The organism is Nocardiopsis codii (assembly GCF_036327455.1).
Taxonomy (GTDB): domain Bacteria; phylum Actinomycetota; class Actinomycetes; order Streptosporangiales; family Streptosporangiaceae; genus Nocardiopsis; species Nocardiopsis codii.
This window is the reverse complement of sequence record NZ_JAUZMY010000012.1, coordinates 166611-182478: the sequence shown is the minus strand read 5'-3', so window position 1 is coordinate 182478 and position 15868 is coordinate 166611. Positions and strand designations below refer to the sequence as shown.

Annotated in this window: 9 protein-coding genes and 1 riboswitch; of the genes, 6 read left to right on the top strand and 3 right to left on the bottom strand. The window is 71.6% G+C overall.

The features are described 5' to 3' along the window. Positions 1–72: 72 nt before the first annotated feature. The 3 genes from Q8791_RS14465 to Q8791_RS14455 form a co-directional block, all read right to left on the bottom strand. Positions 73–1464: a maltokinase N-terminal cap-like domain-containing protein gene (locus Q8791_RS14465; RefSeq protein WP_330092203.1), complete on the bottom strand. Its 1392-nt coding sequence runs from the start codon at positions 1462–1464 to the stop codon at positions 73–75. Between the two features lies 1 nt (position 1465). Then, positions 1466–3511 carry a maltose alpha-D-glucosyltransferase gene (gene treS / locus Q8791_RS14460; protein WP_330092202.1) on the bottom strand — a complete coding sequence of 682 codons (2046 nt, stop codon included), beginning with the start codon at positions 3509–3511 and terminating at the stop codon, positions 1466–1468. A 107-nt stretch (positions 3512–3618) separates the two neighbouring features. After that, a complete protein-coding gene (locus tag Q8791_RS14455) occupies positions 3619–5589 on the bottom strand; it encodes an alpha-1,4-glucan--maltose-1-phosphate maltosyltransferase (protein ID WP_330092223.1) in 1971 nt (656 codons plus the stop codon). Positions 5590–6574: 985 nt separating this feature from the next. Between Q8791_RS14455 and Q8791_RS14450 the strand changes: the two genes are divergently transcribed. The 6 genes from Q8791_RS14450 to Q8791_RS14425 all read left to right on the top strand — a co-directional run bounded on the left by Q8791_RS14450 (position 6575) and on the right by Q8791_RS14425 (position 15562). Further along, positions 6575–8716: a transglycosylase domain-containing protein gene (locus tag Q8791_RS14450; protein ID WP_330092222.1), complete on the top strand. Its 2142-nt coding sequence runs from the start codon at positions 6575–6577 to the stop codon at positions 8714–8716. A 100-nt stretch (positions 8717–8816) separates the two neighbouring features. Continuing rightward, positions 8817–8924, top strand: a riboswitch (TPP riboswitch). 108 nt (positions 8925–9032) lie between these two features. Next, positions 9033–9644 (top strand): ECF transporter S component, encoded by a 612-nt coding sequence (locus Q8791_RS14445; RefSeq protein ID WP_330092201.1) that lies wholly within the window; start codon positions 9033–9035, stop codon positions 9642–9644. A 105-nt stretch (positions 9645–9749) separates the two neighbouring features. Further along, entirely contained in the window at positions 9750–11243 is a 1494-nt protein-coding gene (locus Q8791_RS14440; protein ID WP_330092221.1) for an ABC transporter ATP-binding protein, read from the top strand. Then, positions 11240–12031, top strand: coding sequence for an energy-coupling factor transporter transmembrane component T family protein (locus Q8791_RS14435; protein ID WP_330092200.1), 792 nt, complete (start codon positions 11240–11242; stop codon positions 12029–12031). Before Q8791_RS14440 ends, Q8791_RS14435 begins: the two co-directional genes overlap by 4 nt. 55 nt (positions 12032–12086) lie before the next feature. Then, positions 12087–12875, top strand: a complete 789-nt coding sequence (locus Q8791_RS14430; RefSeq protein ID WP_407942002.1) for an enoyl-CoA hydratase/isomerase family protein — start codon at positions 12087–12089, stop codon at positions 12873–12875. A 377-nt stretch (positions 12876–13252) separates the two neighbouring features. Next, positions 13253–15562 carry a protein kinase domain-containing protein gene (locus tag Q8791_RS14425; RefSeq protein WP_330092198.1) on the top strand — a complete coding sequence of 770 codons (2310 nt, stop codon included), beginning with the start codon at positions 13253–13255 and terminating at the stop codon, positions 15560–15562. The last annotated feature ends 306 nt before the right edge of the window (positions 15563–15868 follow it).

The following is a 15868-nucleotide window of genomic DNA, read 5'->3' as shown; positions in this document are numbered from 1 at the left end:
CGGTCGGTCGGTACGGGAGGTGGTCGTACGGAAGGGCGGCCGCTCCCGGGTGGGGAGCAGACCGCCCTCGGACTACCCGGGAACGGGCGGCGCGGCGGCCGCTGAGGCGATGGACTCCAACGGGACCCGCAGCCAGTTCGGACGGTTCCGGGCCTCGTACAGGACCTCGTACACGGCCTTGTCGAACTCGAACGCCCGCAGCACCGTCAGGTGCTTCTCCGGATCGGACCCGCCGCCGTCGGCGTACCCCCGGCAGAAGGCCTCCCTGTTGTGCTGGGCCCAGGCATGGGCGGCCCACTCCAGTTCGGGGTCTCCCGGATGCCCCACCAGCAGGTAGCCGGCCGCGTAGTCGAAGGAGCGGAGCATCCCCGCGACGTCCCTCAGCGGACTGGAGAGGCGCTGGCGGTCCCGCACCGGCACGGTGGGCTCACCCTCGAAGTCCAGCAGCACCCACCCCGCCCCGGTGCGGACGGCCTGCCCGAGGTGGTAGTCGCCGTGGATGCGCTGGATCGGCAGCGGCTCGTCCACCTCGGCGAAGTCGGTGTAGGCCGCCATCACCCGGGGCGCGTGCTCGGCCAGTTCGGGAACCTCCGCGCTGGCCGTCGCCAGGCGCTGCACCATGGCGTCGGCCAAGGCGGCCGCCCCCACAGGCGAGAGCACGTCCGTCGGGAGCGCGGCCGCCAGCGACCGGTGCACCTCGGCGGTGGTGCGGCCCAGCCGCGCCGCCTCACCGGTGAACGCGGACTGGCGGTCGCTCCCCGTCCCGTCCAGCAGGGAGCGGACGTTGGCTGTGGCGAGCACCCACCCGTCCGTGGCCTGCGGGATGAACCTCTGGAGCATGGCCAGGGTCGTCGGTGTCGTGTACCCGGGCAGGTCGGCCTCGATCCACCCGCACGATCGGGCGACGTACGGCGATCCGGACAGCGCCATGGTGAGCTCCAGGTCCGGGTTGGGCCCGGGCCAGAGTCTGCGGAAGGTCTTCAGGATGTAGTCCTGTCCGAAGACCAGGGAGGTGTTGGACTGCTCCCCGGTGAGTATCCGACCGGTGGTACCGGGACGGATGCGCTCGCCGGGGAGGGTTCGGAAGCGGACCTGCCCCGACTGGCCGGGCGCCGCGGGCTCCGCGAACCGTCTGAGGAGGAGTCCCGTCAGCTGTGCGTCGTGGGCCGCGTCGTAGACCACCGTCGGTCTGCCGCCCGCCGTCCGGCACACGCCGATGGCGACGCGGGCCAGGTCGGGAGGCAGGGAGCCCGGCGGCCGTGAACCCAGGAGCAACTGGTAGCGGGAGCTGCGCCCCCGCTGGCCGGCCTGGAGGACGAGGACGTCGAGGTCGGGGCCGTCCGGGCCTGCCGAGACCAGGGTGTGCCTGCTCTCGACCCGGATCTGCCTGATGGGAATCCCCTTGCCGGAGAACCAGCGCTGCCGGGGTAGCCAGACTGCCAGGAGTTCTTCGAGTTGGGACATGTCAGAGCGGACCGTTTCCCTTCCCGCCACCGCCCCGGCCCGTCTGCTCCCGCGCCGGGCCGGGGAGGGCCGGGTCGGCGGACCGGGCGGGTGACCCGGGTACGCCGTCGTGGAGCGTGGGGACGGAACCGGTCGGGGCGCTGGACGTGGTGGTGACTGCGGTGTGGTGCTCCGCCTCGTGCGGTCCGGACCCGGCCGGGCGCTCGGCGGTGTGGTCGGGGGCGGTGTGCGTGCTGACCCCGGCGGCGGGCAGGCCGTAGGACACCAGGCCGTCCCGCTCCCCGTGCTCCGGCGCGACGCCGGCGGCGGGCAGCTGGAACCAGTAGAAACCGTGTCCGGGCAGGGTGAGCAGGTACGGCAGCTCCCCGATCTCGGGGAAGCGCACGCCTCCCACGCACTCCACCGGGCTGACCCCGGAGTAGCGGGACAGGTCGAGTTCGACCGGCTGCGGGAACCTCGACAGGTTGTTCACACAGAGCATGCGGTCGTCGCCGTGCTCGCGGATGAACGCCAGGACGCCGGGGTTGGTGGCGTTCAGCTCGGTGAACTCCCCGGTGCCGAACACGGGGTGGCGCTTGCGGATCTGGATCATCCGGCGGGTCCAGTGGAGCAGCGAGCCCGGGTTGTCGCGCTGGGACTCCACGTTGAGCGCCTGGTAGCCGTAGACCGGGTCCATGATGAGCGGCAGGTACAGGCGTGCCGGGTCGCCCTTGGAGAACCCGGCGTTGCGGTCGGAGCTCCACTGCATGGGCGTGCGCACGGCGTCGCGGTCGCCCAGCCAGATGTTGTCGCCCATGCCGATCTCGTCGCCGTAGTAGAGGACGGGCGAGCCGGGCAGGGACAGCAGCAGCGCGGTGAACAGCTCGATCTGGTTGCGGTCGTTGTCCAGCAGGGGCGCGAGCCGCCGGCGGATCCCCACGTTGGCGCGCATGCGGGGTTCCTTGGCGTACTCGGAGTACATGTAGTCGCGTTCCTCGTCGGTGACCATCTCCAGGGTCAGCTCGTCGTGGTTGCGCAGGAAGATCGCCCACTGGCAGTTCTCCGGGATGGGCGGCGTCTGGGCGAGGATCTCCGAGATCGGGAACCGCTGCTCCTGCCGGACCGCCATGAACATGCGCGGCATCAGCGGGAAGTGGAAGTTCATGTGGCACTCGTCGCCGCCGGCCTCGAAGTCGCCGAAGTAGTCGACGACCTCGGACGGCCACTGGTTGGCCTCGCTCAGCAGCACGCGGTCGGGGTAGAGCCGGTCCACCTCGGCGCGCACGCGCTTGAGGAACTCGTGCGTCTCCTTGAGGTTCTCGCAGTTGGTGCCCTCGCGCTCGTACAGGTAGGGCACGGCGTCCAGGCGGAACCCGTCGATGCCCAGGTCCAGCCAGTAGCGCAGGACCTCCAGGATGGCCTCCTGGACCGCGGGGTTCTCGAAGTTGAGGTCCGGCTGGTGGGAGAAGAAGCGGTGCCAGTAGTACTGGCCGCGCGTCTCGTCGTAGGTCCAGTTGGACGTCTCGGTGTCGACGAAGATGATGCGCGCCTCGTCGTACCGGTCGTTGGTGTCCGACCACACGTAGAAGTCCCCGTACGGGCCGTCGGGGTCCTCGCGGGAGGCCTTGAACCACGGGTGCTGGTCGCTGGTGTGGTTCATGACCAGGTCGGTGATGACGCGGATGCCCCGGCGGTGCGCCTCGTCGAGGAGCTCCACGAAGTCGGCCGTGCGGCCGAACTCGGGGAGGATCTTGAAGTAGTCCGAGATGTCGTATCCGCCGTCGCGCAGAGGGGACTCGTACATCGGCAGCAGCCAGACGCAGTCGATGCCGAGCCACTGGAGGTAGTCCAGTTTCTGCACCAGCCCGGCGAGGTCGCCGGTGCCGTCGCCGTTGGAGTCGAAGAAGCCCCGGGCGAGTACCTCGTAGAAGACGGCGTGCTTGTACCAGTGGGGGTCACTGGTACCACCGGAGGACATGAGCGGGCCGGTGGCGGCCCCGGTGGCTGGGGCGAGCGGACCGTGTTCGGCGTGTACGCGTCCGCCGGGCCCGTGCTCGTCTTTGCTCATCTACTGCTCCCCACCAAGAATGTTCGACATCGGATCAACGGGCCTTCCGGGCACGGGTACGGCCCCGGCGGAGGTACCGCCGGGCCCCGGTCCGTGCTCCGGGGCCGCTATCTGCCGTCGACGGTGAACACGTGCGCGGGCCCGGTCGCCGGGTCGAGGCGGACGTAGTTGTCCGCGCCCCAGGTGTAGGAGCGGCCGGTCAGCTCGTCGGTCACCTTGAGTTCCTCCCCCCACGTGTGGCCGATGGACGGCAGATCCAGGTGCACGGTCGCCTCGTGGGCGTGGTGCGGGTCGAGGTTGACGACGGTGACGACGGTGTCGTCGGGGTCGTCCGGCCCCGTTCCGGGACGGTGTTTGGAGAAACAGACCAGTTCGGGCCGGTCCACGTGGTGGAAGCGCAGGTTGCGCAGCTCCCGCAGGGCCGGGTGCGAGCGGCGCAGGCCGTTGAGCCGGGTGATGAGACCGCTGATGGTCTCCCCGGATGCCTCCGCCGCGGCCCAGTCACGGGGCCGGTACTGGAACTTCTCCGAGTGCAGGTACTCCTCGCTGCCGGGTGCGGCCGGTGTGTTCTCACACAGTTCGAAACCGGAGTAGACACCCCAGGTGGGGGAGAGCAGCGCGGCCAGCACGGCGCGGACCTCGAACGCGGGCCGCCCGCCGTGCTGGAGGTAGGCGTGGAGGATGTCCGGGGTGGCGGGGAAGAAGTTGGGGCGCAGGTAGTGGGCGGTCTCCCGGCTGAGCTCGGTGAGGTAGTCGGTGATCTCGTCCTTGCCGTTGCGCCAGGTGAAGTAGGTGTAGGACTGGTGGAACCCGACCTTGGCCAGGGTGCGCATCATGGCGGGGCGGGTGAAGGCCTCCGCGAGGAAGAGCACGTCCGGGTGGCGCTCGGCGACGTCGGCGAGCAGCCTCTCCCAGAAGGCGACCGGCTTGGTGTGGGGGTTGTCGACCCGGAAGATCCGCACCCCGTGGTCGATCCAGTGCTGGACCACCCGCCGGATCTCCGCGTACAGGCCCTCGAAGTCGTTGTCGAAGTCGAGCGGGTAGATGTCCTGGTACTTCTTGGGCGGGTTCTCGGCGTAGGCGATGGAACCGTCGGCCCTGGTGGTGAACCACTCGGGGTGCTCGGTGACCCACGGGTGGTCGGGTGAGCACTGGAGGGCCAGGTCGAGGGCGACCTCCAGGCCGTGTTCGGCGGCCTCGGCGACGAACGCGTCGAAGTCGGAGAGCGTGCCCAGGTCCGGGTGGACGGCGTCGTGGCCCCCGTCGGCCGAGCCGACCGCCCACACCGAGCCGGGCTCGCCGGGGCCGGCGGACAGGGCGTTGCCGGCGCCCTTGCGGTGGCTCGTGCCGATCGGGTGCACGGGGGGCAGGTAGACGACGTCGAAGCCCATGTCGGCGATGGCGGGCAGGCGTTTGGCGGCGGTGGCGAAGGTCCCGGAGCGCTGCTGCCCGGGGGCGGTGTCGACCTGGGCCCCCTCCGACCTCGGGAAGAACTCGTACCAGGAGCCGAAGAGTGCGCGCTCGCGGTGGACGACGACGCGGGTGCGCCGGGACCGGGTGACCAGTGCGCGGACCGGGTGGCGTGCCATCTCGTCCAGGACCTCGGGGGTGAGCGCCGCGGCGAGGCGGTCCAGCGGAGCCGCGGTGGGGTCCCGCAACGCCTTGGCCGCCCTGGTGAGGGCCGCTTTGCGGGGGACGCGGCGGCCGGCGCGGGCGAGCAGGCGCGCGCCCTCCTCCAGTACGAGTTCGGTGTCCTGGCCGAGGGGCAGTTTGACCCGTGCCACGTGGTGCCAGGTGGTGAAGGGGTCGGTCCACGCCTCGACCGAGAACGACCACGCGCCCTCGTGGGGGAGGCTGATCTCCGCCTCGTGGCGGTCGGTGCCGGGCGCGTGCTCACGCATGGGGACCAGGCGTTCGCGTCGCCCCTCCGGCGAGTACACGACGACCCCGGCGGCGAGGGAGTCGTGGCCCTCGCGGAAGACCGTCGCGCCCACGGTGAAGCGTTCCCCGGGGACCGCTTTCACCGGTCCGAGGTCGTTGTCTGGAGAGATGTCGAGGATGGGCAGGCGTCCGATCACTGGCTCCACCGTCATTGTCGTGGTTCGGGCGTTTTGGGCTGCGAATGTGTTTATGGCAGGGAGAAATAACCTGCTGTTAATACAACGCAAGACGGAGTTAACGAAGAGGTGGCTCTGAAACTGTCCGGATTACGGCTTCGGTGCCCTCCGCTGTCTATCGTCTGCCCTCTTGTGGCGTTTGGCGGAGTGTCGAGGCCGGATAATTAATGTGACTCTCATCACACTGGTAGATAGCGCTTGGGCTTGGTATTTGTCAGGTTTCACCCGGGTAAACCTCGCAAATCAGCCATAAGAAGACACCTGATTCAGAAGCCTCTGTGGTTGTTTTTGGGTGATCTGATACGAAAGGACGGAAAACTGATCGGTCATGTTGGGTGGTGCGCGGTGGTGGGTAGGGATCACCGAATGCGCCGCGTGGGTGCGGGGGTGTATTCCGGACATTCCCGTGTTCCCGAATGGTCGCCCGGGGTGCTTTTGTCGCGGATTCGGACGCCTGGCGATGTCGGCGCCGGTTCTCCGTCGCGGACCGGTCCCGGGCCGGACGGAGGGGGCTCCGGTTTCGCGGCGTCGCGCGGGCGGGGTGCGATCCGCGCGCTTTGCCGTGGATTGGGGAAGCTTTTCAGTGACACGCCCGATTCGGCAGGGCGGGCTTTACGGCCCTCCTGCGAGCGTGGACGGTGCAGTGCCCTGTCCGCGCGAGGCGGGGGCAGGGCGTCACACGGCCGAGGGGGGCGACGTGACGGAGCCGAACCAGGACGGTCCTCCGCAGGAGAAGGGGGACCAGGGCGGAGACCGGGCGCCGGGGCACGCGCCGCAGGCGGGTCGCCCCGACGAACCGGCCGACCGGGCCGACGCGTCGGAATCCGGGGCCGGGGACCGGTCGACCCCTCCGGAGCCCGGCTCGGCCGGCGAGTCCGATGCGCCCCGCTGGAGGAGGCGGGTCGACGGGTTCGTCCTGCCGTTGGCCGGCGCACTCCGTGACCGGGTGTCCGCGTGGGGCAGCGAGGACGGGCGCGGGCCGGGGAAGGGCCCCGTCGACGGACGCAAGGACGCCCTGCTGCGTCTCACGAAGATGAGCGCGGTCGCCGGCCTGCTGGCCGCCGCGCTGGTCATGCCGTGGGTGGGCGGTCTGGGGATCGTCGGCAGGGACGCGGCCGCGGCCTTCATGGGCCTGCCCAGCGGCCTGGAGCTCGGGCCGCTGGCGCAGCGCGTGGTCCTCACCGACATCGACCACAAGCCGATCGCGGAGGTCGCCGACCGCGAGCGCGAGGTGGTGCCCCTGGACGAGATCAGCCCGTGGGTGCCCGCCGCGCTCATGGCGATCGAGGACGACCGGTTCTACGAGCACTCCGGGCTCGACCTGCGCGGCGTCCTCCGCGCCGCCATGCGCACCGCGCAGGGGGACACTCAGGGCGGCTCCACCATCACCCAGCAGTACGTCAAGAACCTGCTCATCGAACAGGCCTCCACCGAGGAGGAGGTGGAGCGCGCCAGCGAGCAGACCCTGGGCCGCAAGCTGATGGAGCTGCGCCACGCCATCGACATCGAGGACCGCCTCACCAAGGACGAGATCATGGAGGGCTACCTCAACCTCGCCTACTTCGGGTCGGGGGCGCACGGCGTCGAGGTGGCGGCGCAGCGGTACTTCTCCGTCTCCGCCGCCGAACTGAACCCCGCGCAGGCCGCCACCATCGTCGGGGTCGTGCGCGGACCCTCCTTCTACGACCCGCTCACCAACCGCGACGCGGCGCGCGAACGCCGCGACATGGTGCTGGAGCGGATGGGCGCGACGGGGCACCTGGAGCCGGACGAGGTCGAGCAGCACCAGAGCAGGGGCCTGGCCCTGGACCCGACCGAGCGCGGCGGCAGCTGCTACCACGGGGAGCAGCCGTTCTTCTGCGACTTCGTCATGCGCTGGCTGCGCGGCTCCGACGTGCTCGGAGAGCTCCAGGAGGAGCGCGACGAGGCGCTCACCACGGGCGGCATCACCGTGCAGACCACGCTCGACGGCGACGTGCAGCGGGCCGCGGAGAAGGCCATCGAGAAGTACGTCCCCTCGGAGGAGTCCACCAAGTTCTCCGCCCAGGCGGTCATCGAGCCCGGCACCGGCCGGATCCGGGGCATGGCGCAGAACCTGCGCTACGGGTTCGACGACGAGGAGCTCGGCACGACCTCCATCAACCTCGCGGTGGACAGCGAGGCCGGCGGTTCACTCGGCTACCAGGCGGGTTCGACGTTCAAGACGTTCACCCTCGCGGCGGCCCTCGACTCCGGACTGGGCTACGGCACCAGCTTCTCGTCGCCCAAGAGCGTCTCCGTCGGGGGGCTCAAGGACTGCGACGGCAGCAAGATGTCCGGGTGGAGCGTGAGCAACGCGGGGGAGAGCGACGGCGGCGAGCACAACATGATCAGCGCGACCAAGGGGTCGGTGAACACCTACTTCGCGCAGCTCCAGAAGCGCGTCGGCCTCTGCGAGACCTCGGAGATGGCCGAACGGGTGGGCATCCACCGCGCCGACGGCGAACCGCTGGAGGTCTGGAGCTCCTTCACCCTGGGTGACCAGGAGGTGTCCCCGCTGACCGTCGCCAACGCGTACGCCACCTTCGCCGCCCGGGGCACCTACTGCGAGCCCGTCCCTGTGACGTCCGTGCGTATCGGCCGCGAGGGGGACGAGGGCACCAAGGAGGTCAAGGTCAGCAGCGACTGCGAGGAGGGCCGGGTCGACCGCGACGTCGCGGACGGGGTCAACCACCTGCTGCAGCAGACGTTCGAGGGGGGCACCGCCAAGGGCCTCGGTCTCGGGCGCCCGGTCGCGGGCAAGACCGGTACCACCGACAACGCCGCCTACGCCTGGTTCGCCGGCTACACCCCGAACCTCGCGTCCGCGGTGGTGGTCGGCGACATGCGCGGCGGGGAGGAGAACCCGCTCCAGGGCGTGACGATCGGCGGTCGCTACTACAACATCGTCTACGGCGGCACCCTGCCCGGCCCCATCTGGCAGGCGACCATGCGGGGGGCCGTGGCCGACCTCCCGGCGGAGAGTTTCGGCCCGTCGCCGAAGGCGTTCGGCAACCCGTCGGCGAAGCAGCCCAGGACCGGGGGCGACGAGGAGGACGACGACGCCTGACGGCGCCCGCCGAGGGGCGGGACCGTCCGGCGCTCCGGTTGCGGACGAGGGTCGTGGGGAGGGAACACCCCACGGCCCTCGTTGTTGACGCATAATGGAGTGAAACCGACAGGGGAGCGCGTGAGCGCTGAGAGTGCGGCATCAGGCCGCAGACCCTTACACACCTGATCTGGGTCATGCCAGCGAAGGAAGTCGTAGGAACCCGTCTCCGGAGGCGTGCTCCCGCGCACCCGGGACATCCGGCGCGCGGCATGCCGTCCGGCGTCGCTCTTGGCCACATGGGCCCTCGTCCACCCCGACGAAGGGACACCACCTGATGAGCACCGAAACCGGCCGTACCGGCTTCTGGCGCGACATCCTCGGACAGCTGCGCGGATGGCGCACCGTCGACATCGTCGTCGCGGCCGTGATCGGCGTCGCCGTCGGCGTCGTCTTCTGGCTCTGGAACATCGTCTGGTCGGTCACGACCCCGCTCTTCGTGGGGTTCCCGCCCGCGCAGGCGGTGGTCTACGGCATGTGGCTGCTCTCCGGCGTCCTCGGCGGGCTGATCATCCGCAAGCCCGGCGCCGCGCTGCTCACCTCGGTCGCGGCCTCCTCCGTGTCAGCGGTCCTGGGCACCCAGTGGGGTGTCACGGTGATCCTCGACGGGACGCTCCAGGGCATCCTTCCCGAGCTGGTCTTCCTCGCCTTCGGCTACCGGCGCTGGGGCATGGGGGTGGCCGTGCTCGCGGCGGCCGTCGCCGGCCTCTCCCCGGCCGTCCGCGACAACATCGCCTACAACGTGACCTGGCCCCTGCACCTCCAGGTCGTCTACGGCGTCATCGTCGTGATCAGCGCGGCGGTCATCGCCGGGGTGGGCGCCCGGCTCCTCACCACCGCCCTGGCCAGGTCCGGCGCGCTGGCCCCCTTCCCGTCGGCGCGGGGCTGACCCGTGTCCGACCAGAAGCGCCGCGGACCGGCCGGGGCGACCGCGGAGTACCCGCCCGTACCACCCCCCGCCCCGTCCCCCGGCGGCCGGGGCGCCCGCGTCGAGCTGTCCGGCTGGGGCTGGCGCCACTCCGGCCGCGACACGTACGCGCTGCGCGGGGTCGACCTCACGGTCGGGCCGGGGGAGCGCGTGCTCCTCCTCGGCGCCTCCGGGGCGGGCAAGTCCACCCTGCTGCACTCCCTGGCCGGGCTCACCGGCCCCGACAGCGCCGTCAACGGCGACCAGGAGGGGACGCTGCTGGTCGACGGCCGCCCCGCCGACCGGAGCCGGGGCGCGGTCGGCCTGGTCGGCCAGGACCCGGAGACACAGCTGGTGATGGCCCGCGCCGGCGACGACGTCGCCTTCGGCCTGGAGAACCTGGGGGTGGACCCCGGTCTGATCTGGCCCAGGGTGGACGACGCGCTGGACGCGGTCGGCTTCCCGTACGGGCGGCGCCGCTCCACCGGCGCCCTCTCGGGGGGTGAGAAGCAGCGGCTGGTCATCGCCGGGGCGCTCGCGATGCGTCCGCGCCTGCTCCTGCTGGACGAGCCCACCGCCAACCTCGACCCGGACGGCGCAGCCCTGGTGCGCGGGGTCCTGGAGCGCCTGCTGGCCGAGACCGAGGCGACCCTGGTCCTGGTCGAGCACCGGGTCGCGGACGTGGTCGGTCTGGTGGACAGGGTCGTGGTCGTCGAGCCCGGCGGCGGGGTGATCGCCGACGGCGACCCCTCCTCCGTGTTCGCCGCGCACGGGCGCTCCCTCGCGGAGCAGGGGGTGTGGATCCCCGGGAACGACCCCGTGCCCGACCTGGTCGCCGCCCCGGGCGGCGGTCCCCGCCTGGAGGCGGTGGGCGTCGCGGCGCGCACCCCCTTCCAGCTGGGGATGCGCACCGCACCCCGAAGGGTGGTGCTGGACGGCGTGGACCTCCCCGTCGCGGCCGGTACCGCGACCGCCCTGACCGGGCCCAACGGGGCGGGCAAGTCCACGCTGCTGACCCTGCTGGCGGGGCTGTCCCGGCCCCACCGGGGCGAGGTGCTGCCGCGCGGCCCCCTGGCAGACGCCGACCGGCGCCCGCTCGTGCGCTGGCCCGCGCGGCTCCTGGCCAGGCACGTGGGCACCGTCTTCCAGCACGCGGAGGACCAGTTCGTCACCGGCACCGTGCGGGACGAGCTGCGCTTCGCACCGCTGCGGGCCGGGATGGGCGCGGAGGAGACGGAGCGGTGGGTGGACGAGCTGCTGGAGCGGCTGCGCCTGGCCCCGCTGGCCGACGTGCACCCCTACACGCTCTCGGGAGGGGAGAAGCGGCGGCTGTCGGTGGCCACGGCTCTCAGCTCGGGCCCCTCGCACGCGCCGGACGTCCTCGTCCTGGACGAGCCGACCTTCGGCCAGGACACCAGGACGTGGACGGAGCTGGTCGAACTGCTGGGCGTACTGAGGGCGCAGGGGCGGGCCGTCGTCATGGCCACCCACGACGAACTGCTCCTGCGGCACCTCGCGGACGTGCGGGTGCGCGTGGCGGAGGGCCGTGCGGTCGCGGTGGCGGGGGAGGTGGAGAGGTGAGCGCGTCGGAGGGCCGGGGCGGGACGGGCGGCGACGCCCTCACCCTGGACGTGCCGCAGGGCGGGGGAGCGCGCTACTGGCTCGCCCGGCTCAACCCGGCGGCCAAGCTGCTGGCCGCCCTGGTGCTGGGGATCGGCCTGATACCCGCCGTGGACGCCGTCACCGGAGGGGTGGTCCTGGCCGGTGTGCTGCTGGTCCTGCCGTTCAGCGGGATCGACCGGCGCACGCTGCTCGTTCTCGGCGGCCCGTTCGTCCTCATGGGCCTGTCCAACGGCCTGGTCAACTACCTGTACGGCGAGCACGGTGCGGAGGGCGCGCTCGGTGCGGCGGTGCGCCTGCTCGCCATCGCCCTCCCCGGCCTCGTCGCAGCCGTGACCAGCGACCCGACCGAGATGTCCGACGGGCTCGTGCAGAGGCTGAGGGTGCCCGAGCGCCCGGCCATGGGTGTGCTGGCGGCGCTGCGGCTCATCCCCCTGCTCGCCGACCAGTGGCGGACCGTCACGCTGGCGAGGCGGGCGCGCGGCCTGGAGGCGGGGCGCAATCCGGTGCGGATGGTCGCGCTGTTCTTCGGCAGGCTGTTCGCGCTGCTGGTGCGGTCCATCCGGACCGGGACCCTGCTGGCCACGGCGATGGACGCGCGGGCGTTCGGCACGGGGCCCCGCACCTGGGCCAGGGAGAGCCGCTGGCGGATCGGGGACACCCTCCTGCTCGCGGGGGCCGTCCTGCTCCTGGCCGCGGGGTACACCCTGTCCGCGCGGCTCGGCACCCTGGTGCTGCTGTTCTCCTGACCCGGGTGGTTAGGTAACCCAGGACAGTGACGTCGAAGTGGAAGAGGTGGAGTTCGTGGGCGAGTTCGTGCGCGTGGAGACCGATCCGGACCACCCGGCGGTGGCCGTGATCCGCCTGGACCGGCCGAAGGTGAACGCGCTCAACGCGGTTCTGACGGCGGAGATCGCCGAGGCCGCCACCAGGGTGTCCACGGACCCCGCGGTCCGCGCCGTGGTGGTCTACGGCGGCGAGCGCGTGTTCGTGGCGGGCGCCGACATCAAGGAGATGGCCGACCGCACCCACGCGGAGATGCTGGAGTACGGGCGCAACCTCCAGAACGCCCTGACCCTGGTGGCCCGCATCCCCAAGCCGGTCGTGGCGGCCGTCACCGGCTACGCGCTGGGCGGAGGGCTGGAGCTGGCACTGGCCGCCGACTTCCGGGTCGTGGGGGAGGGCGCAAAGCTGGGCGTCCCCGAGATCCAGCTCGGCGTCATCCCCGGAGCGGGCGGCACCCAGCGCCTGCCGCGCCTGATCGGACCCGCGCGGGCCAAGGAGATGATCTTCAGCGGACGCCACGTGGGCGCGGAGGAGGCGGGGCGGATCGGGCTGGCCGACGAGGTCGTCCCGGACGGGGACGTCTACGCGGCGGCCGTGGCCCTGGTCGCCCGGTACGCGGAGGGGCCGGCCGTCGCGCTGGCCGCGGCCAAGGAGGCCGTCGACAGGGGGCTGGAGACGGACCTGGACTCGGGGCTGGAGATCGAGCGCCTGCACTTCGCCGGGCTGTTCGCGACCGAGGACCAGAAGACCGGGATGCGGAGCTTCGTCGAGCAGGGGCCGGGCAGGGCCGAGTTCCGCGGGCGCTGAGAGGCGGGGCCGAGCAGGACGGGGCGGGTGTCGCCGGCCGCCTCGGCCGGGGCGCCCGCCCCGCCCTTCCCCAGGTCTTTGTTCTTTTTTGGCATGGTTTTAGTCATTTGTCAGGTTAAGTAGCGATACGGGACCTGCTCCGGTCGTCCGGATCCGGCCAGTCGAGACGAGGAGGGAGGAACCGGCCACGTCAGTTTTCCGTCATACTCGGTGGTGGTCGTCCGAGGGCGGACGGGCCGCCGGACCCCCATGAATCTCCGGCGGCGCCGAACGGGCCACACCGGTCCGAGACGGGCCACACAAGCCAATGTTGACCCATCCCCCGGCCGATAAGCTGGACGTGGCGGTATGCGGTCTTTTGAGGGGATGAGTTCTCGATGGCAATGTCGGCAGGTTTCCCCACGGGTGAGGAGCTGCCGGAGCGCATCGGCCACTACGTGATCCGCCGCCGTATCGGGCAGGGCGGAATGGGCGTGGTGTACCAGGCCGAGGACCCCCGGACCGAGCAGTTCGTCGCGGTGAAGGTCCTCAAGCCGGAGGTCGCGGGCGACCACATCGCCCGGGCGCGGCTGGCCCGTGAGGTCGAGACCATGCGCCGGGTGCAGAGTCCCAACGTGGCCGAGGTCATCGACGCCGACACCCAGGCCGAGCTTCCGTGGGTGGTCACCGAGTACATCCCCGGACCGACCCTGGACGCGACGGTCACCGACCACGGCCCGCTCCGCGGCCGCGCGCTCACGCGCTTCATCACCGGGCTCGCCCGGGCGATCAAGGACATCCACGCGGTGGAGGTGATCCACCGCGACCTCAAGCCGGGCAACGTGATCATCTCCAACGGCGAGCCGATCGTCATCGACTTCGGCATCGCGCACGCCGTGGACGGCGCCAAGCTGACGCAGACCGGCACGTTCGTCGGCACCCCCAGCTACCTGTCCCCGGAGGTCATCGAGGGCACCGACCTCGGGCCCGCCACGGACATCCACGCCTGGGGCGGCACGGTCGCCTTCGCCTCCACGGGGCGCCCGCCGTACGGTTCGGGCTCCTTCGAGGTCATCTTCTTCCGCATCCTCAACGGCGAGATCGACATGGACGGGATGCACGAGGCGCTGCGGCCGCTGGTCAACCGCGCGGTCTCCCGTGACATGCGCAACCGCCCCTCGGCCGGCGAACTGGTCAACGAGGCGGGCAGCCTCAACCTCGACCTGCCCTGGACCGAGGACCGGGGAGGCCGGCCCACCGGGCTCACCGGAAGCCACACCGTGTACAACCCCTCCGTGGGCGGGGGCCCCGAGGCCTCCGACGCGGCGGGCAGCGTCGGAGGCGGGTACGCCTCGGGCGGCAGCGGCGGGCTGGGCGGCGCCGCGGCCGGGGCCGCGCTCGGCGGGGCCGCCGGCTACCTGGCCGGACGCGGGTCCCGCGGCGACGAGGGCTGGGGCCCCGCGCACACCGGCAGCGGCGCCGATCCGGCGTCCGGCGCCTGGTCCAACCCGGCCGAGGCGCCGGGCTCCACCCACGCGGCCAACGCGGGCGGGTGGCGCGCCGACGAGGAGGCCACCGACGACCTGTCCGGCGGCAGGGCCGCCCAGCGCGGCTGGAGCGACCCGGAGTCGACCGACGACCTGAGCGGGCTCCAGGGGACCGAGCGGATCAGCCCGGGGGGCGCCGACGACCTCGACGACCCGCAGGGCACCATGCGGATCGGTGCGGTGGGCGCCGGGGACGACCTGGACGACGCGGGGAGCACCCGGCGCATCCGCCCCGACGAGCCCTCGCGGGACGACCCGCAGGGGACCATGATGATGAACCCCGTGGAGCCCGGCCGCGGGAGCCACCAGTACGCCGAGCCCGAGGACGACTACCAGGCGCCTCACACCCAGTTCTTCAACACCCCCCTGCACAAGGGCGACTTCGCGGACATCCTCACGCCCGTCGACGAGGGGCGCAACAGCCGCAGCACGCAGGAGTTCAGCGAGGACGACTACGAGGAGCGCGGCGGCTGGCTGAGCCGCTTCAAGCGCGGCAGCAACGACCGCGTCGGCGACTACTTCCGGGGTGACGAGGAGGGCGTCGACGCCGACGGCGACGGCTACATCGACGAGGAGTACGAGGCCGAGGCGTGGCGGATGCACCCCCTGGTGCTCATCCCCGTCATGGTCGCCCTGGCCGGCGTGGCCCTGTGGTTCCCGTGGTTCGGCATCGTGCTGGGCGTCGTGATCATCGCGGGCCTGGGCGCGCTGGACGTGGTCAAGGCGGAGCACGCGCGCCGCCTCCAGACCCGCGGGCCGCGCAACTCCGACAGCATGGTGGTGGCACTGAGCTTCCCGTGGGCGTTCGGGCGCATGGTGCTCCGCACGGTCGGGTTCGGCCTGATCTACCTGCTGGCCGGAATCCTGGTCGGCATGGTCTACGCCACGATCGTGGACGCGACGCCGGGCCAGGGCGCCAACTACACCGGCGCCTTCGCGATCTTCGTGATGATCCTGCTCAGCTACATCATGCCGAGCGGCCGCGAGGCGCGGCACCAGGCGGTGTGGCTGGTGGAGCGGGTCCGGTTCCGGAGCCTGTACCTGTACATCGGCGTGATCGTCGGCATCGTCCTGCTGACGATGCTGATCCTGTCGATCGGGTTGACCTCCACCCCGGACTGGGCGCCTCTCGGTGGACCGTCCGACTGGTTCGGCAACTAGCGGAGCAGGCCCCCTCCCGGCAAGGGAGGGGGCCTTTCCGTTCTCCGGCGGTCCACTGGTGGTGCGACCGGTTCGCCCCCACCGCGCTGCGCCTAGGGTGGTGGACACGCCGACGATCGCGTCCGCGCGGAGTCGGGCCTGGTCGCCCGCTCGCCCGCGGGGTCGCGGAGTCCGGCGGCACCGTGTTGGTTAGGGTTTCCTAAGTCACACTGGGGGCCATGGGTTGGCCTTCAAGCTACTAGCCAGTAACATCTGGTGTATCGGTACACCGCGGGACCGTCCTTGACGTGAAAGGCGGCCCCGCCG